This window comes from Thiorhodococcus minor, assembly GCF_010820565.1.
Lineage (GTDB): Bacteria > Pseudomonadota > Gammaproteobacteria > Chromatiales > Chromatiaceae > Thiorhodococcus > Thiorhodococcus minor.
Map to the genome: position 1 here is coordinate 1 of NZ_JAAIJQ010000006.1, position 22440 is coordinate 22440.

General features: G+C 67.3%; 17 protein-coding genes. 8 read left to right on the top strand and 9 right to left on the bottom strand.

What is annotated here, in order from left to right; translation table 11 throughout:
• From G3446_RS03050 to G3446_RS03065, 4 genes are all read right to left on the bottom strand, one after another.
• Window positions 1-882 (bottom strand): IS91 family transposase (locus G3446_RS03050; RefSeq protein WP_164450934.1); only part of this gene is annotated, 882 nt, incomplete at its 3' end.
• Complete coding sequence (locus tag G3446_RS03055) at window positions 875-1723, bottom strand: tyrosine-type recombinase/integrase (protein ID WP_164450935.1); 849 nt, start codon at window positions 1721-1723, stop codon at window positions 875-877. The genes G3446_RS03055 and G3446_RS03050, both read right to left, overlap by 8 nt.
• Before the next feature lie 69 nt (window positions 1724-1792).
• On the bottom strand, window positions 1793-3265 hold the full coding sequence (locus tag G3446_RS03060) for an IS66 family transposase (protein ID WP_164450936.1): 1473 nt from the start codon (window positions 3263-3265) through the stop codon (window positions 1793-1795).
• 811 nt (window positions 3266-4076) lie between these two features.
• Entirely contained in the window at window positions 4077-7640 is a 3564-nt protein-coding gene (locus G3446_RS03065) for a sulfite exporter TauE/SafE family protein (RefSeq protein WP_342450019.1), read from the bottom strand.
• Window positions 7641-8090: 450 nt separating this feature from the next.
• Here G3446_RS03065 and G3446_RS03070 point away from each other — a divergent pair, with 450 nt between their 5' ends.
• Window positions 8091-8426, top strand: coding sequence for a hypothetical protein (locus G3446_RS03070; protein WP_164450937.1), 336 nt, complete (start codon window positions 8091-8093; stop codon window positions 8424-8426).
• 9 nt (window positions 8427-8435) lie between these two features.
• Here the strand turns inward: G3446_RS03070 and G3446_RS03075 are convergent, their stop codons facing one another.
• The gene (locus G3446_RS03075; RefSeq protein ID WP_164450938.1) at window positions 8436-8999 is read right to left on the bottom strand and encodes an Lcl C-terminal domain-containing protein; all 564 of its coding nucleotides are present in this window, start codon (window positions 8997-8999) and stop codon (window positions 8436-8438) included.
• A 211-nt stretch (window positions 9000-9210) separates the two neighbouring features.
• On the opposite strand from G3446_RS03075, the gene G3446_RS03080 reads away from it, so the two are divergent.
• From G3446_RS03080 to G3446_RS03095, 4 genes are all read left to right on the top strand, one after another.
• On the top strand, window positions 9211-13362 hold the full coding sequence (locus G3446_RS03080; RefSeq protein WP_164450939.1) for an NnrS family protein: 4152 nt from the start codon (window positions 9211-9213) through the stop codon (window positions 13360-13362).
• A 142-nt stretch (window positions 13363-13504) separates the two neighbouring features.
• Window positions 13505-13942 (top strand): hemerythrin domain-containing protein, encoded by a 438-nt coding sequence (locus tag G3446_RS03085; protein ID WP_164450940.1) that lies wholly within the window; start codon window positions 13505-13507, stop codon window positions 13940-13942.
• A 3-nt stretch (window positions 13943-13945) separates the two neighbouring features.
• Window positions 13946-14206 carry a DUF2249 domain-containing protein gene (locus G3446_RS03090; RefSeq protein WP_164450941.1) on the top strand — a complete coding sequence of 87 codons (261 nt, stop codon included), beginning with the start codon at window positions 13946-13948 and terminating at the stop codon, window positions 14204-14206.
• The gene (locus G3446_RS03095) at window positions 14200-15483 is read left to right on the top strand and encodes a hypothetical protein (protein WP_164450942.1); all 1284 of its coding nucleotides are present in this window, start codon (window positions 14200-14202) and stop codon (window positions 15481-15483) included. Before G3446_RS03090 ends, G3446_RS03095 begins: the two co-directional genes overlap by 7 nt.
• Here G3446_RS03095 and G3446_RS03100 read toward each other — a convergent pair.
• The 3 genes from G3446_RS03100 to G3446_RS03110 all read right to left on the bottom strand — a co-directional run bounded on the left by G3446_RS03100 (window position 15464) and on the right by G3446_RS03110 (window position 17544).
• Window positions 15464-16315 (bottom strand): sirohydrochlorin chelatase, encoded by an 852-nt coding sequence (locus G3446_RS03100; RefSeq protein WP_164450943.1) that lies wholly within the window; start codon window positions 16313-16315, stop codon window positions 15464-15466. The genes G3446_RS03095 and G3446_RS03100 overlap by 20 nt on opposite strands.
• Before the next feature lie 3 nt (window positions 16316-16318).
• Window positions 16319-16819, bottom strand: a complete 501-nt coding sequence (locus G3446_RS03105; RefSeq protein ID WP_164450944.1) for a YbaN family protein — start codon at window positions 16817-16819, stop codon at window positions 16319-16321.
• Window positions 16820-17127: 308 nt separating this feature from the next.
• Window positions 17128-17544: a hypothetical protein gene (locus G3446_RS03110; RefSeq protein WP_164450945.1), complete on the bottom strand. Its 417-nt coding sequence runs from the start codon at window positions 17542-17544 to the stop codon at window positions 17128-17130.
• 138 nt (window positions 17545-17682) lie between these two features.
• On the opposite strand from G3446_RS03110, the gene G3446_RS03115 reads away from it, so the two are divergent.
• Window positions 17683-18765, top strand: coding sequence for an adenylate/guanylate cyclase domain-containing protein (locus G3446_RS03115; RefSeq protein ID WP_164450946.1), 1083 nt, complete (start codon window positions 17683-17685; stop codon window positions 18763-18765).
• A gap of 48 nt (window positions 18766-18813) precedes the next feature.
• Here the strand turns inward: G3446_RS03115 and G3446_RS03120 are convergent, their stop codons facing one another.
• Entirely contained in the window at window positions 18814-19800 is a 987-nt protein-coding gene (locus tag G3446_RS03120; RefSeq protein ID WP_164450947.1) for a hydrolase, read from the bottom strand.
• A gap of 159 nt (window positions 19801-19959) precedes the next feature.
• Between G3446_RS03120 and G3446_RS03125 the strand changes: the two genes are divergently transcribed.
• Together G3446_RS03125 and aroC are read left to right on the top strand one after the other, a co-directional pair.
• Complete coding sequence (locus G3446_RS03125; RefSeq protein WP_164450948.1) at window positions 19960-21306, top strand: TolC family outer membrane protein; 1347 nt, start codon at window positions 19960-19962, stop codon at window positions 21304-21306.
• A gap of 2 nt (window positions 21307-21308) precedes the next feature.
• Window positions 21309-22412, top strand: a complete 1104-nt coding sequence (aroC, locus tag G3446_RS03130) for a chorismate synthase (RefSeq protein ID WP_164450949.1) — start codon at window positions 21309-21311, stop codon at window positions 22410-22412.
• Window positions 22413-22440 lie beyond the last annotated feature (28 nt).

Consider the following 22440-nt stretch of genomic DNA (forward strand, 5'->3'; position numbering starts at 1 on the left):
CAGCAGCTCTTGCCCCGAGAGGGTCATGACCTTGCGGCGATCGCCGTCGCGGTAGTCCTTGTAGCTCAGCTCAACGGCGTCCCCATCGAAGTGGAGCAGGCGGCTGTCACTGAGGGCGGTGCGGTGGCTGTAGCGCCCCAGATAGTCCACGACCGTCTCGGTGTGCACCAGGCAGGGCTTGGAGTAGACCACCCACTCGGTGCCCATCAGGCTGTCGAGCACCCGGTCGATCTCCTTGGGGTCGCTCAGCCGCGGCAGGCGCCCGGCCTCAACGGCCCGGCGCAGACGGCTGACGAAACCGCCGCGGACGTGTCTGGACAGCGCCCGGACTGGGAACAGATAGGTGCTCTTGGCCGGATGCCATTCACCTGTCGCGGAGCAAGCCCCGCCGGGCACCAAGCAGTGCAGATGCACATGGCGCGTCAGCGTCTGCCCCCAGGTATGCAGCACTGCGGTCATGCCGAGTTGCCCATCCAGGCGTTTGGGATCGGACCCGAAGGCCGAGAGGGTTGCCCACACGCTCTCGAACAGCAGGTCGTAGATCGCCTTGGGATGGACCTCGACCCAGCCATTGAGCATCGAAGGCAGGGTGAACACGACATGGTGGTAAGTCACCGGCAGCAGCGCCGCGCGTTGTTTCTCGCACCAGTCCAAGGACGCTCGGCGCTGACAGCGTGGACAGTGGCGATCGCGGCAGGCGTGATAGCAGACCGCCTCGGCCGCGCACTGATCGCAGCTCAGCGCCAAGCCGCCGAGGGCGGCGGTGCGGCAGTCCTGGACATGGTGACAGACTTGCCACTGGCGCGGGCTCAGGGTCTGGGTGGTGGCCAGATCGTCGAGACAGGCGCGGATCACGGCTTGCAAGGAGGCCGGCTTAGTCATGGGTCACCTCCAACTGGGCGATGATGTCCAGCGCCCCTTCGCCCTCACGGGCACTGGGCAGCCAATGCACGTAGCGCAGCGTGGTGTGGATGCTCTGATGCCCGAGCAGGCGTTGCAGACGCTGCACCGGTAGGCCGGCCGCGAGCTGATGCGTCGCATAGGCATGGCGCAGCCCATGAATGCCACCGACCTTGTGCACCCCGGCGCGCTGCTTGGCCTGCGTGAACGCCTTCTGCAGCGTGGTCGGTGAGAGCGCCGTGCCGCGACGTCCGGCAAACAGCCACGCGTTCGGGCGATAGGCGCGCCAGTAGGTGCGCAATTGCGTGAGCAAGGTCGGCGAGAGTGGAACGAATCGATCCTTGGCGCCCTTGCCCTGCTCCACGCGCAACAGCTGGCGCTCCCCGTCGATGTCGGCGACCCGCACCGCCAGCACCTCGCTCAGGCGCAGCCCGCAGCCGTAGCAGAGCGTCAGCATCATGCGCTGGCGCGCATCGCGACAGGCTCGCAGGATGGCCGCGACCTCTTCGCGCGTGAGCAGCTCCGGGATGCGCTGCGGGCGCTTGGGCAGCGTCACCTCCAGATTCACCGCGGGCCAGTCCAGGACCTCCAAATAGAAAAAGCGGATGCCGTTGTAGAACAGCCGCACGCTGGCCGGAGCCAGTGCACGCTCGCGCACCAGGTGCTCGAAGTACGCGCGCAAGTCCTCCGGTGCAAGGCAATCGGGCGCGCGGTGGGTGAACTTCGCCAGATCCCGCACGGCGGCGAGATCGCTCTCATGGGTGCGCGGGGAGAAACCATGCATCTGCATGGCCACGATCATGCGTTGACGCAACGCTGTCATCGTCCGGTCCTCTGGCAACGACCCCGATTGGGGCATGGCGAGTGTGGACGACGAGGCGTGGAAGCGCTGTCAGGCGCGGGCGAGTGATGAGCGTCCGCAAAGCCCCGCGGAGCGGATTAGTTCAACGACGCTTATGCTGCGCGCGGCATAAGCGTCGTTGTTGGTGAGCGGCCACTGCGGATTCTCCAGCACCCGGAAGATCGCCTCCCAGTCGTTCCACAGCTCGACGGCCAAGGCGCGCGTCTTGGCGTGACGGTGCCCGAGCAGACGCACGCAGGCGGCGTGCAGCTCGGCGAGCAATGCGGCATGGATTCGCGGCAAATCGCCCGGCGGCCCCTCACGCGCGGCATGGATTGCGCCGATCAGGGTATCGAAGGCGTCTTGAACCTGATGCCCGAAGGCTTGCGCCTCGCGATCGTCGCTATCGATCAACCCCTGTGCTTTGCGCGTGAGGTGCGCCCAGCAGCGCAACCGCTTGGGCAGATGGCGGTAGGCTTGCCAGCCATCGCTCATCAGCCAGCCGTCGAAGCCTGGCAGCAGGCGATCGAGCAGCGCGCGCCCACGCTGGGCGACCATGAAGAGGGTGACGGTGGTGCTGGTGAAGACCCACAGCCAGAGCAGCTCGGCGCCTTGCCACCAGGAGGTCTCATCGGCATGGAGAAGGTCGCTGGCGACGACGGCGTCGATCAGCTCGGCTTCGAGCGGCGTGACGGCCGCGGCGGCCTCGCGCAGGGTTTGATCCAGGGTGCCCACGCTCACGCTCAAGGCGAGCCAGTCGTGGAGAAACTCGCGTATGCGCCGGCGCGACATCCGAAAGCGCAGGTGCAGCGCGACGATCAGCGTCGCCAGTCCTGGCCCGACCAGACGCCATTCGCTCAACGCCGCCGGTTGCAGGGTCGGATCCTCGACCTGGCCTTCACCAGGGCGGGCGCGGGTATGGTGAGCGCAGGCACAGCGGGTGTCGAAGAGACGATGGTCGGTGACCTGCAGGTGCAGACCCGGTTGCTCGGGATCGCCCCACACCAGATCGACCGATTGGAAGCCCGCGTAGGCGACACTCGCCGCCTCTGCCGGCAGGGCCTCGCCGCACGCCGCGCAGACCTCGGGACGATGCTCGCGCGTGCGCTGGGCCTTGAGAACCTGGGTGCGGCCGACACCCGGCGCGCCGGGTTGCTTGCCGGCTTTGCGCTTTGGCTTGTCGGTGTCGGCCGAGGCGGGCGCCGCATCGGAGGACGCGGCAGGCGCCTGCGCCGATGAGTCTGCCTCGGCGCTTGTCTCCTCGGGCGGCTCGTCGGCGTCGTCCGCCGCGGTGGTCGCCTCGGGGCTCGTCTCATCCGTCTCATCCTCATCCGACGACGGGCGATCCCAAGGCGCACGACTGCTCGGCGGACGAGAACTGTTACTGGGGTTCTGCCGCAATCGCTCGCGCGCTTCCTTCAGGTCGTCCAACAGCCGTAGCGACAGACCACGCAGCTGACCCTCGTCCAGGCTCTGGACGTAGGCTTCGTCAAGCTGGTTGAGGCTGTGGTCGCTCAGGTGCATCGGTCAGGGGCGCGGGATGGTGGTGCGGTGACTGGCGCGAACATCCTGATCCGAGCGGGGGCTGCCGGTCAAGAGGGGGGTCTCTGAACGCTTACTCTCGTTGATATCACAGTTCACGGATTTTCGCGACATTGCGGAAACACCCCTTGAAACGGAATGAGCTGCCTGTTCTAGCGCTTTGAACAGGACAATCCGGATTGGTAAGAGCGTCCGCTCGCAGGGCGGAACGACCGCCAAGTTAGGCGCCGCGAGCGGCTGCTTAGCTGAGTTTACATGCCGCTTGAGCGATTTGGCCAAGTGGCCGGTCATGGGCCGGAACGACCGCCGAGGTCGCTGTAGCTAGTGACAGCTTTCCGATGCTTACCGGCCACTGGAGCGGTTCGGCTCGGTGACCGCTCCTGGCCGACTCCGGGCGCTGAGCCCCCAGACGCCGGCGACCGGTAATGGGGCGCAGCCGTCACTCAGCGAAGCGGCTCGATCGGCCGGTAACCGCGTTTTGCAGTCTCCATGCGTCGGCTGTAGATAGGTTGGTTCGTTTCGCCGTGCTCCCGCGACGCCCGCCCCCTCTTGAGCTGGTAGGAAACAGTTACTCCAATCTTCCGCTGCGGATACAGTGGGTTACCGCTTCGTAACAGTTACCGACGAATTATAAGACACGCCTGCTTGTTCTACTCCATCCTAGAGGCGTCGGATGCCATCGGCACGGCGGCCGCCGAGATCTCCTCCGGCCTCTCGTGCCGTCGGCCCGAGATTCAGCGGCTTCGCTGGGCGGATGGCGCGCGTCATCGTCGCGGACGACGCGCAATTTTCCTCAGAGTCCGACTTCGATAGCCGTTTGGGTCGCCCCGGCGCGCCCGCTGAAGACCTCCAGGTCTTCGCGAATGAAGCCGCGGCAGCGCTCGCCGAGGGCGTCGCTGGGGCCAGTCAGCTCGGCGCGCAGATGGAGCTCGGGCTCGAGCAGCCAGATGCGCAGCCAGAGCCGGAGCGTCTTTGGCTCCGGCTTGCCCTTTGTCTCAAGGGTCAGCGTGAGCTCGAAGCAGGCCGTTGAGAGCCGTGGGCGGCCCGTCTCGATACGCGCCAGACTGCATCCCGGGTCCTGGCAGCGCAGTCTCAGGGCATAGCCCAGCTCACGGTCGCAGAGGAGCAGAACCATGTGCTCGATCTCGGCCAGGTGCCGCTGGGCGTCGCGCACCCTGTGCGGTGTCTCCACCTCGCTGCGGATCTGTGCACGCAGCACTCCGCGCAGGCGATCGAATGCCTTGGGCAGGGTGCCCGAATGGAAGCCGCGCCGCAGGAAGCTGCGCAGGGTCTCGCCATGGCTTCCCACCACGGCCGGCTCGACCGGGGCCTTGGCCAGGTCGACCCGCGTCAGGGGCTGGAGGCCGCGTCCGAGCCCGAGGTCTGGCTGAAGACCGCCGTGATTGGCGGCGTAGACCTTCCAGTTCTCCTTCAGCTCCCAGACCAGGAAGCCGCCCAAGCCCGGCAGCAGCAGCACCGTCAGGGTGACGAAGGGCAGGGCGATCCACTTGGGCAGCACCGGCTCCAGCACGCCCACCAGGAAGCCCGTGATGAGGGGCAGGAAGGGCAGCATCAGCTTGTGGGCGATGGTGACCACGGGAAAGTGCTTGATGGGGTTGATCTGGGGCTCGACCAGCACGGTGACATAGAACTGGATCAGAGATTCCAGCAGACGCCAGACCGGGACCAGCAGAGACTTGAGGACGAGCTGGAGTCCTGATTCGCCCAGGTAGTGACTGAGCCGCTCCTCGATGCGATGGAGGCCTTGCTGGAAGCGCCGCGTCAGCTCTTTGAAGAAGCGCATCAGCTCGTTGATCAGGCCGAGCACCAGGGTCTGGTTGAGTCGGCGCACGAAGCGGGCGGAGGCGCTCGCCATGTCGTCCAGGAAGCGCTTGCCGGCCGGCGTGTTGCGCACAAGCACGCCGAGCGCCAGGGTCAGCGCGACCATGGAGACATTGGGCCGGATCCATTCGCCTTCGATCAGGCTGGCCAGCCCGAGCACGGGCAGCATGATGACGGCTCCGATGAAGAAGGGCCGCAGCAGATTGCGGTCCAGGCCCCGGACGAGCTCCGTATCCAGCAGGCGGCTGACTGGGCGCCAGCGGAGGAGGCGGCGCAGCCCGTCGAACAGCAGTAGGCGCAGTCCCCACCAGAGTCCATGCAGGAGGCCACGCACGCCGATGCGTCCGATGCGCGTGTAGGCGATGGCGTTGAGCGCCAGCGCAATGCCGGTGACGGGGAGCAGGCCCGCGAAATGAAAGTCGGGCTTGCCCGACGAGAAGAGCGCGACGACGACGTCGAGCGTCTTGAGTCCGAGAAACGACAGCCCGAGCGGCAGGATGAGGTGGCGCAGCAGGAGCCGGCCTGGCGGGGTGCCGAAGAGCGGGGCGCTGAGCTGCTGCAGCCCCTTGATGTAGAGCTCGCCGCGCTTGTAGACGCCAGGGAGCGCCCGCGCCGCGCAGCGGTCGAAGCGCGCCAGGCGGTCGCCGCGCAGCAGCTCTCGCAGCGAGAGGTCGGGCAGGCGCAGGACGTTGCGCGCGACGATGTCGCGTGTGTCGGTGAACTTGAGGTGGCGCCGGTGCCTGATCACGTCCAGCAGCTCATGGAGCAGCTTGTTGAAGGCCACTTCCTCGCGGTGGGCGCTGGGCGCGAAGCCGGCGTCGCGCAAGGCGCGGCTCAGGTGCGGCTTGAGCTGCTGCTCCAGGTGGTCGGAAATGCGGCTCGAGAGTGTCCTCAGGGGGGCGGCGGATTGCTCCAGCTCGGCAATGGGCCAGCCGAGGCGCTCGACGCGGGCCAGCGCCGTGTCCAGGGCGCGCAGGGCTTTTAGGCTCGCCTGAAAGGGCAGGATCTGGCGGATGTGCAGCCGTCCGAGCGTCATCAGCGCGGCGAAGGGGCGCAGCTGATAGTAGGTCGTGCGGCTCTCGTGAAGGACGCGGTCGAGGTCCCTGAGGATGGCGCGACGGGTGCGCGCGCCACGCGAGCCGAGCATGCTCGTGCCGAGCCGCTTGACCAGGGTGCCAAGGGCGTCGCCATCCTCCGGGCTCAGTTTCCATTTGGCTGCGAGCAGATCGCTCAGCGCCTGCTCGGCGCCGAGTCTGCGCTGGGCAAGGGCGGCACGCACTTGATGTGCCTCGGGCGCGCAGGGCTCGCCCATGGCCTGAAAGCGCCGCTCGGCGACGGCGAGGTAGCGGATGGCAGCGGCGTAGTGGTCCGCGAGCTCGGCGCGCTGGGCGCGCCGGACCGCGTGCCTGAAGAGCAGCAGATAGAGCTCGAGCCTGAGACCGCGCGCCGGTTTGGGCGCGGCAGCGCCTCGCCGCGGCAGCACGCGCAGCCCGAGCAGGACTTCCAGCAGAGGTGCGAGCGCGCCGAGGAGCCAGTCGCGGACGCGGATGCGCAGGCCGGTCCGCTGGAGCTGAAGCCCTTGGCGCAGGGCGGCAAGGCAGCGCGCCTCTGGCGCTCCCCTGTCCCGCGGCGCGAGGAGCGCCGGGTCGCCTGCGGCATCGGCCAGGCGCTGCTCCTCCTCAATGTCCCAGGATGAGCCCGTCGAGGCGCCCCTGGCCTGGGGCGGGCGAAAATCGGGATCCGAGCAGCCGTAGGGCAGTGCTTCGGGCAACAGCGGGTAGCGCGTCGGGTGGCCGCAGCGCTGCTCCGGGCGGGCATGCTCCAGCAGCTGGGGCAGGCGCCCCTTGGGCTTGGGCGGCGGGAGACCCAGACCGCTCGCGATCAGCCAGGCGTCCAGCTGACCCCAGTCGCGAATCGCGGGGAAGAAGAAGCCGCGGGCTCCGGGACAGAAGTAGCGCAGCCGCGTCACCAGCGCCACGAAGGCGCGGCAGAGGGTGGCGTCGTCGAGCCCGGCCGGGAGCACGTTGTCGCGCTCCAGGACCTCGCGGATCTCGGCGAAGCCGATGTCGCCGATGCGCGCGCGCAGCCCCTCGGGTCCATAGGTCTCACGGTCTTGGTTGTCGCGCCGCGCCATGTCCCAGGCGCGGCCGATCTCGCCCTCGAAGCGGCGCGCCCAGTAGTCGCGCAGCAGCCGGGTCATGCTGGCCTCGTCCGGCCTCAGGTCGACCGGCATGGGCAGCAGGATGATCTGCTCGGGGAGATTCAGGCCCTCGATCACGGCGAGTGCCTCGGGATTCTCCGACTCCAGCCCGCGCAGGAAATCCGGGCAAGGCATCAGGTAATAGGGCAGAGGCGGGACCGAGCCGCTGTGTCCCAGCGTCTCGAGGTGCTCCGCGATGAGACGCTCCATGGCGCGCGGATGAAAGAGGAAGACCCCTTCCGCGGGCTTGAAGATGCGTGCGCGAAAGCGCCGCATCGCGGATTCACTGGTGGGAGCGGAGGGCTGTGCAGACACGTGCTCAGGGGCTCTCGAGGGCAGGGGTCGGTGTTGCGGCGGTGCGCCTAAGATGTGCGGGCTCGCCGGGGCTCTGCCGGATCATGTCGTGGTGATCCGTTTTCGCTATGATCCGGAGGGGAGTTCCGGGTTATACTCGCCAGCTTCGGTGGATTTCGGGACGAATCGCACCCGCAACTGAGACGGGGATCATAGCACGCTGTCTGCGGATCCCTGGTCGGCAGCCTGCCCCGCCATCGCGGCGGGATGCTGCATCCGCGGCTGCCAAGCCGTGCGTCGGCGGTTGTGATGCGTCTGCCAGTGAGATGTCGATGAGAGACCGCCCTGACGTCTCTTCCGCATCAGGCTCGAAGGTGACGAGTCACCCGTGCTTGAGCGGGAGCAGCGATCGATCAGCGTCTCTCTAGAGGATGCACCGAGTCGATCTTTACGGAGCCTTGACCCTCGACTATGCACTATCGCGTCTTTTACTTATTCGACCGCTCTGGAGATTCGCTCTCGTCGGCCAGCGCCGTTGAGATGAGCGCCAAGGCCATCTGTGAGCAGCTGCTACCGAGGCTCCAGACCGAGGACGATTATCTGGGGATCATCGATGCCCAGGAAAATGTCTTGCAGGTGCTCTGCGAGCCCGCTGGGGGACGTTACTGGGTCGAGCTTCCCATCGATGCCGCGAAGGCCTCTTACGGCCGCTATCTCAGCATCGACGAGCTCAAGGGGCTGATGATGGAGCTTCCCGAGGTGTTCGACCGCGAGGCCATCCCCGGCCTCGAGTATCGCCCCTGGTAGCCTTTGCACCTAGGGCTCTTGAGCCTGCTTCATCTCGCCTCTGACCAGGCGGACGCGACCGCTCTGCGTCTTGCCGGCCCGATAGTACTGCCCCCCGAAGAAGCTGACGCACCAGGCGCGATCCAGGCCGCCGGTGTCCGTGGATGACGACCAGAAGAGACCCGACGGGGTATTGGGAAAGACCTGGGGGTTGATCGCCGGCCCGAAGTGGCAGCGCTCGACGATTGTCAGCAGCTCCTCGCCGCGCGGCAAGCGCCACTCTCCCCCCGCTTTCTCCGCAAGCTCCCGCGCCTTCTCCCATGAGACGGATTTGGCCCGTCCTCGGCAGCCGTTCGCCTCGGCTTCCCAGCGTTGTCCCTCGGCGCAGCGTCTCCACTCCAGTGTGGTCTCCTCGTGCCGGATCACCGCGCCATCCTCCAACAAGCCAAAACCTTCCGAGGGCGTGGTTTCCTTCTCACCAGGTGCGCAGGCGTCCGTCGCGCTGGGGATGTCATCCGCGGCTAGGCACCAAGGCGGTAGCGCGGCGATCAGGAGGGTCAGACAGGCTCGGGGGAATAGGGCAGCGCTCGACATTGGGCTGTGGATCCTCGGGGATTCGTGACGGATGAGGTTGCGCCGGACTCAAGCCTGGCTTGCGCCGGCTTCGTGGCGGATCCAACATAGCGCGACCGGCTCGCCAGGGGAGGCCAATCTTATGTCTCGCGTCTTCATGTCTCGCGATTTTGCTTCGCACGCATCGCTGCAGCCGGGATCTCGCCAGGACCTGCTGGCCTGGTGTGGGGCCATGCTTCTAACTCTGCTTCAAATCGCGGCTCCGGCCAAGGGGCAGGACGCTGCCCCGCCAGTGGGGGCCGAATCGCCTTCTGCTCAGACCACCGAGGTCGCGATTCCCCCTGCGCTGCGTCCCTGGGCGACCTGGGTGCTGGAGCAAGACCCCGAGGGCGAGGACCGGCGGGCCTGTCCCATCTCGGGTCCCGAGGGCGCGCGGATCTGCGCCTGGCCCGGGCGCTTGCGGCTGGAGCTGGATGCCGCGGGCGGCCGTTTCGAGCAGTCCTGGCGGCTCTATGCGGAGGATTGGGTGCCGCTCCCCGGCGATGCGGAGACCTGGCCACTGGACGCCCGAGCCGGTGCTGCCGCGGTGCCCGTCGTCTGGCGGGACGGGCATCCGGTCGTTCGGCTCCCTGCGGGCCGCCACGCCCTGAGCGGCGGATTCAGATGGAGCCAGCGACCCGAGTCGCTGGTTCTGCCGAAGGAGGTCGGACTCGTCGATCTGAGTCTGGACGGCCAAGTCCAGCCAATGCCCAGGCTGGGGCGCGACGGCCGGCTTTGGCTGCGCGAGCCGGGGCAGGCCGCCGGCGCGGCCGAGGGCGATGCACTACGCCTGGAGGTCTATCGGCTGATCGAGGATCTCATGCCACTGAGGGTGCGGACGCGGCTGGAGATGGAGGTGTCGGGGCGCGCGCGCGAGGTCCAGCTCGGCCCCGTCACGCTCGCCGGCGGCATCCCGCTCAGTCTCGCCAGCGAGCTGCCGGCGCGTCTGGAGCCCGACGGCGTCTTGAGGGCACAGGTGCGGCCCGGGCGCTGGCAGCTGGCGACGACGAGCTATCACGTCGGCGATGTCACCGAGCTGTCGCCTGGTCCGCTGACGGAGCACTGGCCGGAGACCGAGGTCTGGGCCTTCGAGCGTCATCCCGAGCTGCGCCAGGTCGAGATCGGCGGCGTCACGCCCATCGATCCTAGGCAGACGCGCCTGCCGCCGGACTGGGCCAAGCTGCCCGTCTATCTGGTCGCTGCGGGGGATCGCATGCGCTTGGTCCAGCAGCGGCGCGGCGACGCGGACCCCGAGCCGGATCGGCTCGAGCTGTCGCGCGAGCTGTGGCTGGATTTCGACGGCGAGGGCTATAGCGTTCGCGACCGCATCGGCGGCCAGCTCACGCGCAGCTCCCGCCTGGAGGCGACTCGGCGGCTAGAGCTCGGGCAGGTGCGGATCGACGGGGTGCCCCAGCTCATCACCCGGCTGGGGGACGCGCCCGCCTCGGGGGTCGAGGTGCGCCAGGGAAGGCTCGATCTGGTCGTGGACGGGCGTCTCGAATCCGACCCAGGCCGCGTGCCTGCCTCGGGCTGGGCGATGCCTTTGGAGGCATCCCGAAGCCGCCTCCACCTGCCACCCGGGTGGGACCTGCTCGCCATCTCCGGCGTCGACAATCTCCCGGGCAGCTGGCTCTATCGTTGGACCCTGCTCGACCTCTTCCTCGTACTCATTCTGACCATGGGTGTCGGCCGCATCTGGGGCTGGCCCTGGGGCGGGCTGGCGCTGGCGGCGCTGGCACTGACCTGGCAGGCACCAAGCGCGCCTCAGCTGGCTTGGCTGCATGTGCTAGTGGCGGCCGCCCTGCTGCGTCTGCTCCCCGAGAAGCCTGAGCAGACCGGGCTGGCGCGCCTGCGCTGGCTGGTGCTCTGGTACCGGCGGCTGAGTCTGGTGGCCCTGCTGGTGATCGGTCTGCCCTTCCTGGTGACCGAGGTCCGTAGCGGCCTCTATCCACACCTGGATCGTGCGGCCTGGGGCGGTGGCGGTGCTGCCAGCTGGCATCAGGCCGGTGGCGAGGCGACTGGTATGGGAAGCCTCGCGGCGTCAGGCTACATGGCGGATGAGATCGCGGCCGAGGCTGAGCCGAGCCTCGCCAAGCGTCGTGTCGAGGCGCCGCTATCGCGCCCCCTGGCGCCTGCGCCCAGTCCCCTGGAGAGGCTCGACCCCAAGGCCCAGGTACAGACCGGCCAGGGGATTCCCACCTGGCAGTTCAAGTCCTTCGAGCTCGTCTGGAAGGGGCCGGTCGACGAGGCCGAGCAGGCGCGCCTGTGGCTGCTCGATCCGACCGGGAATCTCGTGCTTTCACTCGTCGGGAGTCTGCTGGTCGTGCTGCTGGCGCTGCGCCTGGCCGGCGTGCTTCGCGCGCCCGGTCGGGCGGCGGGCCTGCCGGCGGTGCTCATGGCGTGCGGCTTGGCCGCGCTGGCCCAGCCTGGCCCGGCGCAAGCCCAGGACTTCCCGTCGCCCGAGCTGCTTCAGGAGCTGCGCGAGCGTCTGCTGCGGCCGCCTGAGTGTCTGCCCCAGTGTCTCGATCTGCCTCGCCTGGAGATTCGCGCCGAGCCCGACCGTCTGACGCTCGAGCTGACGCTGGACGCCATGGTCGGCCTGGCTGCACCTGTCCCCGGCGGTCTTGGCGGCTGGTCGCCTGTCGAGCTGAGCCTGGACGGGAAAGCCATCGACCAGCTCGGGCGGGCTCAGGACGGCGGTTTGCTGGTGCCCATCCCGGCGGGGCGTCACCTTGTGGTCCTGAGCGGCGCCCTGCCGCAGGCCAGCAGCGTGGATATCCCGCTTCCGCTGGCGCCGCGGCTGGTGACCTCAGGGGCGGAAGGGTGGCGCATCGAGGGGCTGGACGAAGGCGGGCGTCCGGGCCAGCAGATCCAGCTCTTGCGGGTTGCCGAGAGCCAGGATGCCATCGAGCAGCCCTTGGTCCAGACCGCCTTGCCGACCCTGCTGCTGGTGGAGCGACAGCTGCGCATCGGCGTGGATTGGCGCGTGGAGACACGGATTCGACGTCTGTCCTCGCGCGACTTCCCCGCGCTGCTGCCGGTTGCGCTGCTGCCGGGTGAGCGCGTCCAGACCCCTGGGGTGCAGGTGGACGCCGAGCTGGTGAAAGTGGCGCTGGCGCCTGGTCAGATAGAGGCCGGCTGGGTCTCGAGTCTGGAGCCGGTCTCGGATCTCGAGCTGGAGGCGACGCGCGATCGGCGTCTCACTGAATCTTGGCAGCTGGACCTGAGCACCCTGTGGCATGTCGAGACCCAAGGCATTGCGCCGGTCCATCAGCGCGGCGATGCCAACCGCTGGCTGCCGAGCTGGCGCCCGCTGCCCGGGGAGAGGCTGCAGCTGCACTTCACCCGTCCGGAGGCGGTGCCTGGGCCGACGCTGACCATCGACCGTGTGGACTACCGGGTCGAGCCCGGTCGGCGGGGCTCGGACGCGACTCTGGAGCTGAGCGCGCGCAGCAGCCAAGGCGGCCGGCATGGGATTCGCCTGCCCGAGGGCGCGGAGCTGCGGGAGATCGCCATCGACGGGCGCCGTCTCCCATTGCCGGCCAAGACCGCGGAGATCGAGGTCCCGCTAGTACCGGGCGCGCAGCAGGTACGGATGCGCTGGCACAGCGATCAGGCGCTCACGGCCAGCTTCCAGCCGCGCGTGCCGGACCTCGGGACCACGGCGGTCAATGTCTCGGAGAGCCTGACCCTGCCGCCCGGACGCTGGGCGCTCTTCGTCGCTGGTCCGGAGGTCGGACCAGCGGTGCTCTTCTGGGGTGTGCTCATCGTCATGGCCGGGCTCGCACTCGTGCTCGGCCGCAGCCGGCTGACGCCCCTGCGCGCGCATGACTGGCTGCTATTGAGCATCGGTCTGACACTGGCTCAGGTCTGGGTGGTGCTGCTGGTGGCCGGTTGGCTCTTCGCCCTGGGTCTGCGGCGGCGCCTGGACGAGACCACGGCGCCTTGGCGGTTCAATCTCACCCAGACTGGCCTAGCCTTGCTCACCATCCTGGCGCTCAGCGCCCTGGTCGGGGCGGTGCAGCAGGGGCTGCTGGGGAGTCCCGACATGCAGATCGTCGGCAACGGCTCCTCCGGGCGCTTCTTGAGCTGGTACCAGGATCGGGCTGGGCCGCTGCTGCCGGACGTCTGGGTGCTCTCCGCGCCCATGTGGGTCTATCGCGCCCTCATGCTGGCCTGGGCGCTGTGGCTCGCCTTCCGTCTCCTGGGCTGGCTGCGCTGGGGCTGGCAGGGCTTCTCGCAACCGCAGTTGTGGCGCGAGCGCCTCAAGTCGAAGGAGCCGCCGCGCTCGAGGAAGGGCCGCCGAGGACAGGAGAGCGAGGAGCGCCCTTGGAGCCCAGACTGAGCCTCTGGCTTTGAGGGCGGTCCTTCCACGCTTGATGAGACATGGGCTTCTGGCGCCGCGGCCATGACTCAAGTCAAGGCCGCGGCGCTATGCCGTCAGCAGAATCCGTCCATCTTTTTTCGTTCCGGGGTCGTCTTCCGCAATGTCTTCTGTCATCAAAGATTCCTTCACGCATGACCACCACCGTTGCGATCACCTGCTCGCGGCCGCCGAGACGCGGGTCGAGGCCGGGGATTGGCCGGCGATCGCCACCTCGGCCGAGGGTCTGCTCGCCGCCATGCGGGAGCATTTCCGCGTCGAAGAGGAGCAGCTGTTTCCGCAGTTGGCCAAGGCCTTTCAGCCTGCATCCAGTCCGATCGAGGTGATGTGCTCGGAGCATGCGCAGATGCGCGCGCTTCTCGATGACCTCCGCGCGGCGGTGGAGTCGCGCGATAAGCAGGCGTGTACCGGCATCCTGGAGACGCTGCATTTCCTGGTGCAGCAGCACAACTATAAGGAGGAGACCGTGCTCTATCCCATGGCCGACGGTGCGCTGCGCGAGGCGGGGGAGCGGATCGCGTCACAGCTGCCGGCGGAGTAGGGCATGGCGCCGCGGGTCTTGGATGTTCGCCGGCTTGCGCCGCCCGAGCCGCTCGAGCAGGTTCTCGACGCCTTGGCCGATATGCCCCGCACCGAGCGCCTTTGGGTTCTGCATCGGCGCGAGCCCTTTCCGCTCTACGACCTGCTCAAACGGATGGGCTACGGCTGGCGCACGGAGGGCGCGGACGAGCGTTTCGAGATCCTGATCTGGGCCAGCGAGCATCCGCCCACCGAGGACGAGCTCTCCAGGGGAATGCCTTGCTGAATACCGCGGGACTGAGCCTGGACCAGGCGCCGCCCATTCAGGTGCCCTTCGCCTTTTTTCGCGTCGCGCCGCTCTTCGCGGCCCTCGCCGGTGCCGTCTTGCTGTGGGACGGCGATGTGGTGCTCATCTCGCGCTGGTCGGCGCCCGCGCTGGCCGTAACCCACTTGCTGGCCCTGGGCTTTCTGACCCAGGTCATGTGCGGTGCGCTCTTCCAGATGCTCTCTGTGCTCGCCGGCGCGCCGGTGCCTCGGGTGGTCTGGGTCGGCCGTCTAACCCAGCTCGCGCTGGTGCTGGGATGCCTGACGCTCAGCTGGGGGCTGTACTCGAATGGTCGGGCCTGGCTGATGCTGGGCGGGTTGCTGCTCGGTCTCGGGCTCGCCGCCTTTGTCGTTGCGGTGGGCGTCGCGCTGACTCGGGCGCGTGGCGTGCCTCAGACGCTGCGCGCCATGCGTTTTGCACTAGCCGGCCTGGTCATGACCCTGGTCTTCGGGCTGGTGGTGCTCGCGGGGGTGCTCGGGGCGAGGATTCCCGGCCTCGCGGGCTGGGTGGATCTGCACTTGAGCTGGGCCTTGCTCGGCTGGGTCGGCATGCTCATTATCGGGGTCGGCTACCAAGTGGTGCCCATGTTTCATGTGACGCCGGCCTATCCGCGCTGGCTGACGCGGCTGGCGGCACCTCTGGTGCTGGCGGCGCTGCTGGCGTCGACGACGCTGGTGGGGCTGGGCAACGTCGGGCTTGCGGTCTGGGCGCTCTTGCCGGCGATTCTGGCGCTTGGTGCATTCGCGGTCGTCACCCTTGTGCTGCAGCGCCGCCGTGAGCGCCCTCGGGTCGATACCACCTTGCTCTATTGGTGGTCGTCGATGGGGCTGATCCTGCTGTCGTCCGCTCTCTGGCTGTTGGACGGGCGAGGTGAGGTCCTGGGTGTCCTCTTGCTCGCGGGGATTGGCGTCGGGCTGCCCACCGGGATGCTCTTCAAGATCATGCCCTTCTTGAGCTGGTTTCACCTCCAGCACCGTCAGGTGACCGCGCGGCGCTTCGATGTCCGTCTGCCGCACATGCAGGTCTTCATGCCGGACGGCGTCGCCCAGGCTCAGTTCGGGACCTTCGCCGCCATGCTGGTCCTGCTGACGGCCGCCGGCTTCTCAGCGGGTCAGCCCTGGGGCGCCTACCTGGCGCGGGCCGGCGGCGCAGGACTGATCGCGGCGGCCTCCTTGCTGGCCTGGATGCAATGGCGCTGCTATCGAGCCTATCTGGACATCAGCCGGCAGCTGGGGTGATCTTTCGCCAGCGATGGCTCTCCTCGATCCGCGAGTGCAGGATGTCGACGAGCCCCGGGTGATCGCCGACGAGGGGCGAGACATGGACCTGGAGGCCGGGGTGGCGTGCCATGACGCGCTCGCGGGTCTCCGCGATGTCTCCACCGGGTCCCGCATGGCGGCCGGCGGAGAGAAAGAGCATGGATAGGCTGACGGGCCGCGTTGCATCCTCCTCCGCAAGCCGTCCGAGCAGATCTTCGAGCAAGGGCCCGTTGAAGTCGTACTCAGGTCCTTCGCGGCGCTCCATGACGGCCTGCTCGAGACGCGCCCCGGAACCCAGGCGCTCCTGCAGCCGATCCGCGAGCCAACGGCGCACGGCCGTGACCTCAGGTATGGGCGAGCCATGATCGACCAGAATCAGGCGTTGCGGCGCCGTGCTGTTCGCCGCGCCCGTGCTTTGCAAGTTCTCCTTGAGGATGTCGACGAGCCTGGGCTCGCCCGCTGGCAGGGGACACAGCGGTGGGGCGACGTGCAGGGAGAATGCGTCAAGGTCGCCCGCGACATGCGCCGCCGTCTCCGGCACGAACTGGCTGAGCGCGCGGCTCGGGCCGAAGAAGAGCGGGATGATGACCAGCGCTCGATGCCCTTCGCTCACCAATCGCCGCAGTGCGGGCTCCAGGGTTTCCGCCGGCCGGCCATCGAGGTGATCGGCTGGAATGCGGTTCGAGTGCAGGAGTGAGACGGGATGGACTTGCGCGCTGGCGCGCTGCGACAGAGCCGCCGCGAGTCGTCTGAGATTGACTGTCGACTCGGGTCGCTTCGAGCCATTGTCGGCTAGGATGAAGGTCGGCATGGCTTAGCGTGATCGGCTGGCGGCGGGTTTCGAGGCAGGGCTGTTCCAGCTCCCGGGATCTAGCCTGACCGCGACGCTGGTCGTCGACTTGGGCGGCCCTTCCGGGCGCCTAGCGATCCAGGTCGCGACCGTTGCCAAGATTGCGCCGACCAGCAGGCTCAGCGGCCAGCCTGGGGAGAAGACCAGGAGCCAGATCGAGAGGCTTCCCGCCATGCCGAGGACCGCGGCCTTCTTGCCGGTCCGGCAGATCTCGCCACGCTCCAGGAAGCGTCGGATCGATTCGCCGAAGCGCGGGTGACCGACCAGGAATTGAACCCTGTGCGGGCGGCTGCGCAGCCACAGCCAGGCGGCGCAGATCCAGAAGACGGTGGTGGGCATCAGCGGCAGCAGGATGCCGATGACACCAAGCCCGAAGCAGATCCAGGCGAGGATGTTGTAGAGGTGGTGTCGGCGCTGATGGATGCCCGCTGTCTGGGGCTCTCTTGGCTGTGCGCTGGGCTTCATTTGGGACCTCCGGCTCAGGCTGTCTGGTGGAGGCTGGGTGCTTGGCTCCAGACTCTCGGCGGCTGGTGTGATGCCTTGGCGGTGGTCTTGCTCGAGACGGCACGCGCCAGGCCGGCGCATCATAGCCGAGCCCTGGGTGCGATTTCTTGCGGTTCTGGTGAGGAAATCCGCCTTCGCCTCAGCCTAGAGGCAGCAACGTGAGCCGTAAAGGATGCGAAGGCTAGCACGGGCCGGGCCGATGCACGGCATGTGCCCGAGGCGGAGCCCCCAGCCGCGATGAAGCTGGCGGCTGGGGGCTTCCTGAAGAATCAGCGATGCACGCCGCGATCCGCGAGCCATTGCGTATCGAGCTGCCAGTCGACCCTGTCGACACCATCCTGCGCGAGGATGAGCCCCATGGCCCGTTTCTGGTGGTCGATGAGGTCTTGTTGGGCGGCGATCATCTCGGGGTCGTCCTGGGCCTTGCCAGCGAGCTTGGGATGGATGATCTCGAGGAAGCGAATCGCCGGGATGTCGAAGGATCTGGGGGTGGAGATGACGGCAGTACCGTCCTCGAAGCTTCGTACGCGGAACTGATAAGGGTAGTCGATCAGAGTGGGGTCTGAGGTCAAGACCTCGTCGAGCTCCCAGACCTTGGGCTGCCAGACTGACTGAGCCCAGAAGAATAGCCCGATGATGACGGCTATACCGAGCAAAATACTGTAATTTCGTGTAAAACGATCCATGCGTTGTCTCTCGCTGGCTGGGGTGCCGAATTAAGGAAGTAGTTGCAAGCTGCCCATAAGGTGATCAAGTTTCCTGCGAAACCGCCGAAAAACCCATGAAGAATGTCAATTTCTTGCCGGACGGAATGCCTCGCGGTCATGCAGCACAAAGATAAGCAGTTACTCCTAGCCGGGGTGGCCGGGGTCGTCGAAGAGGTCTACGGAAGAGCCGCCGCCGGGCGATTGGAGGCGACGTTGAGCGAGCGGCTAGGCGCACAGGTCGAATCATTGATGCAGAAGTCACATCCCATCATTGGCACCCAAGCGACCATCCTCATCGCGGATTTGCGCGGCTTCTCCGCCTTGATGGAGTCGCTGCCGCCGATCCAGATGGCGGATATGCTGAACCGATTCTTTTCGTTGATGTCGCAGGTCGTCGAGCGGTATGGCGGCGTGATCGACAAGTTCATGGGCGATTCGGTCATGGCCTTGTTCGGTGCTCCGGTGCGGCGCCCGGACGACTTGCTGCGTGCCTTGACGTGCGCGGTCGAGATGCAGCAGACGATGGCCGACCTCAATCGGCACAGCGAGGCGCGGGGGGAGCCGAGGCTCTATGCGGGGATCGCCGTCAGCTCGGGCGAGGTGATGGCCGGCAGCTTCGGCTCCAGTCTCTACCACGAATATACGGTCATCGGCGCGCCGGTGAATCTGGCGGCGCGGATCGAGTCCTATGCGCTGCGTGGCCAGATTCTGATGAGCGAGCAGACCTATCAAGCCGCGCGGGACCATATCGAGGTCGGTGCGGTGAACGAGGTTATGGTCAAGGGGCGCTCGACACCGGTCAAGCTCTACGAGCTGAAGGCCGTGACGCATCCGAAACTGATGGCGGTGCCCACCATCGAGGTCCGCAAGTCGCCGCGCATCCTGGTCGATTTCCCCGTCGTCTTCCGGCGTGTCGAAGATAAGCGCATCCATGCCGAGCGTTATGTGGGCAAGGTGAACGATCTGGGCTACTACGGCATGAGCGCGGATCTGCCCATGATCCTGCCGGCCTATTCGGAGATCCTGATGTCGCTGTCCCCAGAGCTTGGCTCCGACAAGCCGGTGGAGGTCTATGCGCGCGTGCTGCGGTCGCGCCGCAACAAGGGCGGCTACCGGACCAACCTGCAGTTCACGACCATCGACACGCCCGGGCACAAGAAGGTCAAGCAGTACGTGGACTTCGTGCTCTGGGGCAAGTAGCGGCGCTGCCGCGAGGCTCGCTGGCCGAGAGCGGCGACTCGGGCTTCTTCACCGCGGTTGGCCAAGTCCCTCGAGGAATCTCAGGATTCTCCCTTCGAGCCAATAGACCGGCCGCCAAGGGCGGCTGCCCGCAACGAATCCGACATGACCGCCGCGTGTCGCGACCTCCAGTGTCACGCCCGGCCCCAGCTCATGCTCCCAGGGCAGCGTCGTCGGGAACATGAAGGGGTCGTCCGCCGCTTGAACGACCAGGGTGTGGGTCTCGATGCGCGGCAGGTACTGACGGCAGCTCGCCTGGCTGTAGTAGTCGAAGACCCCTTTGAAGCCGTTGAGCGGGGCCGTGATCTGGTCGTCGAAGGTGTTGAAGTCGTCGATCCTTTCCGGGTCGATGCGCAACGGGAAGGGGCGGTCCGCGAATTTGCGTCTCAGCGCGGCCTTGAGCTTGCTCAGTAGATAGCGGCGATAGATTCGGGAAGCGCCCAGATCCAGTCGCAGCATGGCGTCGCGCAGCACGAAGGGAGCCGAGACCGCCACGGCAGCGCGGACGCGCGGCCGTGGCGTTTCGCCGAGGTACTTGAGCAGCAGGTTGGCGCCGAGCGAGAAGCCGATGGCGGCGATCGGCTCACCTGATTCGTCCGAGCGGAGAGCCTCGAGAACCTCCGCGAGGTCCTCGCTAGCGCCCGAGTGATAGGCGCGATCCAGCCGATTAGGCTCCTCCGAGCATCCGCGCAGGTGCATGAACAGGGGCTGGAAGCCCGCCCGATCAAGGGCCGCGACCAGGTTTCCGGCGTAATGGGAGTCGAGACCGCCTTCCAGGCCGTGCAGGATGAGTACGCGGGGTCCGCGGCTCCGCCCGACCGCCAAGTCGATGAAGTCGCCGTCGCCGAGCTCGATGCGCCGCGCGGTGAGATTCAGCCGCGGGCGGCGTCTCGCGAGGCTCGGCCAGAGCGTCTGCAGGTGCGGTCCCGGAAGCCACCAGGCCGGCTTGAAGTCGCTGGGGACCATGCGCCCCCGAGCGGGCGGAATGCGTTCCATGGTGCTGCGCTCCCCGACTGATCTCGGATCCTGAGACGCCGCTCTGGCGAGCCGCGCGCTCTGGCACGCCTCGATTGAGGGCCCCCCCTCTTGTCCCCTATACTGCCTGCTTTTGCAGGCGGCTGTCTCAGCCTGCTCGACTTCAGGAAGCAGAAAACCATGCGGAGAATTCTTACGGCTTGGATCCTGGTGATCCTCTGTGGTCACCTGTCGACCGCCCTAGCCGAGGATCTGCTGCAGATCTACGACATGGCGGTCGTGAGCGACCCGACCCTGCGCGAGTCCGAGCAAACGCTCTTCGCGACCCGCGAGCTCAAGCCTCAAGCGCGTGCGCTCTTGCTGCCGACGTTGAGCGTACAGGGCGATCTGGACTATCAGGATGTCGACACCAGCGGCCAATCGAGCGTTGGCTCATACTCATATCGCGACGATTACACCACGCGCGGCGTGCAGGCTGTCGTCAGTCAGACGCTCTTCGACCGCTCCGACTGGATGACGCTGAAGAAGTCCGACAATGTCATCGCTCAGGCGGAGGCTCAGTACCGCAACGCCCAGATCGACCTCATGGTGCGCACCACCGAGGCCTATTTCGACGTGCTGCGGGCCTCGGACGCGGTGACGGTGCAGGATGCCCTGCTGCGCGCCAACGAGCGGCAGCTCGAGCAGTCCAAGCAGCGCTTCGAGGTCGGGCTGGTGGCCATCACCGACGTCAACGAGAGCCAGGCCGCCTATGACCGGGCACGTGCCGAGCTGATCAGCGCCAAGAATGCGCTGGGCAACGCCTGGGAGGCGCTGCGGACCATTATCGGTCCCGTCGACTTGCCCTTGGCGCGCCTGGGAGACAAGCTCCCCCTGGCGCCCCCGGCGCCCAACGACATCAAGGCCTGGGCGGAGACCGCGCTGCGCAGCAACTATGGGATCATCGCGGCGAGCGAGTCAGCTGCGGCGGCCAAGCGGGACATCCAGATCGAGCGCTCCGGCTACTATCCCACGGTGGATCTGCAGGCGGGCTACGATGTCTCGCGCACCGGCGCCGAGATCGGCTCGGACTCGGACACGGCCTTCGTCGGTCTGAGCGTGACCGTGCCGATCTTCCAGGGCGGGGCCGTCGCCTCCCGCACCCGCGAGGCCGGCTATCGATTCCGCGCGGCACAGGATCAGCTCGATCAGGTACGCCGCCAGGTCGATCAGCAGGTGAAGGATGCCTTCCGCGGCATCCTGTCCAGCATCGAAGACGTCAAGGCGCGGCAGGCGGCCATCGTTTCGGCCCGCTCCGCGCTCGAGTCCACCCAAGCCGGTCTCGAGGTCGGTACCCGGACCCAGGTCGACGTGCTCAATGCGCAGCGCAACCTTTTCCAGGCCGAGTTCGACTATCTCAGCGCCCGTTACGACTACTTCATCAACGGGGTCAAGCTGCATCAAGCGACCAGCACGCTCACGCGTGACATCCTGGCCAAGGGCAATGCCTGGCTGAATCCCAATGATGTCGTGCCGCCGGTCGAGTGACCATGTCGGGGAATAGTTTCGGCAAGTCCTTCGTCGTCACCACCTTCGGCGAGAGCCATGGACCCGCCCTCGGCGGGATGGTCGATGGCTGTCCGCCCGGACTGGCGCTGACCGCGGACGACCTTCAGCGCGATCTCGACCGGCGCAAGCCTGGCCAATCGCGCCATACCACGCAGCGTCGCGAGTCCGATCGCGTCGAGATCCTGTCCGGTGTCTTCGAGGGGCGGACTACGGGGACGCCGATCGGTCTGCTGATCCGTAACGAGGATCAACGCTCCAAGGACTACTCCGACATCGCGGCGCGCTATCGGCCGGGTCACGCGGATTACACCTACGACCAGAAATACGGCGTGCGTGACTATCGGGGCGGCGGGCGCTCCTCGGCCCGCGAGACGGCCATGAGGGTCGCGGCTGGCGCCATCGCCAAGAAGTATCTCGCCGAGGAGTGCGGTGTCCTGATCCGCGGCCATCTCTCTCAGCTCGGTCCCATCCGGCCGCAGGGGCTCGACTGGGATCTGGTCGAGACCAACCCCTTCTTCTGGCCCTGTGCCGAGACGCTCGGCGAGCTCGAGACCTACATGGACGCCCTGCGCAAGGCAGGCGACTCCATCGGCGCGGCCGTGACCCTGGTGGCCAGCGGCGTGCCGACTGGGCTGGGCGAGCCGATCTTCGACCGGCTCGACGCGGACATCGCGCACGCCTTGATGAGTATCAATGCCGTGAAGGGGGTCGAGATCGGCGCCGGGTTCGCCTGCGTCGAGCAGAAGGGCACCCAGCACCGTGACGAGATGACGCCCGAGGGATTCCTCTCGAACAACGCCGGCGGTGTCCTTGGCGGGATCTCGTCCGGCCAGGATATCGTCGCGCGCATCGCCCTCAAGCCGACCTCGAGCATCCGCCTACCTGGGCGCAGTATCGATCGCTCGGGGGCTGAGGTGGAGGTGATCACCAAGGGCCGCCACGACCCTTGCGTCGGCGTCCGCGCGACGCCGATCGCGGAGGCCATGCTGGCGATCGTCCTCATGGATCATCTGCTGCGTCAGCGCGCTCAGAACGCGGACGTCTCGGCGCCCACCGCTGCGATTCCGGCCTCCACAGGTGGCTGACGGCCCAGCGGCGCCGTGAGGCCGCCTG

Coding starts and splice junctions, on each gene's coding strand:
- G3446_RS03055 (WP_164450935.1), bottom strand. CDS start 1,723: ATGACAGCGTTGCGTCAACGCATGATCGTGGCCATGCAGATGCATGGT.
- G3446_RS03060 (WP_164450936.1), bottom strand. CDS start 3,265: ATGCACCTGAGCGACCACAGCCTCAACCAGCTTGACGAAGCCTACGTC.
- G3446_RS03070 (WP_164450937.1), top strand. CDS start 8,091: ATGCACTATCGCGTCTTTTACTTATTCGACCGCTCTGGAGATTCGCTC.
- G3446_RS03075 (WP_164450938.1), bottom strand. CDS start 8,999: ATGTCGAGCGCTGCCCTATTCCCCCGAGCCTGTCTGACCCTCCTGATC.
- G3446_RS03080 (WP_164450939.1), top strand. CDS start 9,211: ATGCTTCTAACTCTGCTTCAAATCGCGGCTCCGGCCAAGGGGCAGGAC.
- G3446_RS03085 (WP_164450940.1), top strand. CDS start 13,505: ATGTCTTCTGTCATCAAAGATTCCTTCACGCATGACCACCACCGTTGC.
- G3446_RS03090 (WP_164450941.1), top strand. CDS start 13,946: ATGGCGCCGCGGGTCTTGGATGTTCGCCGGCTTGCGCCGCCCGAGCCG.
- G3446_RS03100 (WP_164450943.1), bottom strand. CDS start 16,315: ATGCCGACCTTCATCCTAGCCGACAATGGCTCGAAGCGACCCGAGTCG.
- G3446_RS03105 (WP_164450944.1), bottom strand. CDS start 16,819: ATGAAGCCCAGCGCACAGCCAAGAGAGCCCCAGACAGCGGGCATCCAT.
- G3446_RS03110 (WP_164450945.1), bottom strand. CDS start 17,544: ATGGATCGTTTTACACGAAATTACAGTATTTTGCTCGGTATAGCCGTC.
- G3446_RS03115 (WP_164450946.1), top strand. CDS start 17,683: ATGCAGCACAAAGATAAGCAGTTACTCCTAGCCGGGGTGGCCGGGGTC.
- G3446_RS03120 (WP_164450947.1), bottom strand. CDS start 19,800: ATGGAACGCATTCCGCCCGCTCGGGGGCGCATGGTCCCCAGCGACTTC.
- G3446_RS03125 (WP_164450948.1), top strand. CDS start 19,960: ATGCGGAGAATTCTTACGGCTTGGATCCTGGTGATCCTCTGTGGTCAC.
- aroC (WP_164450949.1), top strand. CDS start 21,309: ATGTCGGGGAATAGTTTCGGCAAGTCCTTCGTCGTCACCACCTTCGGC.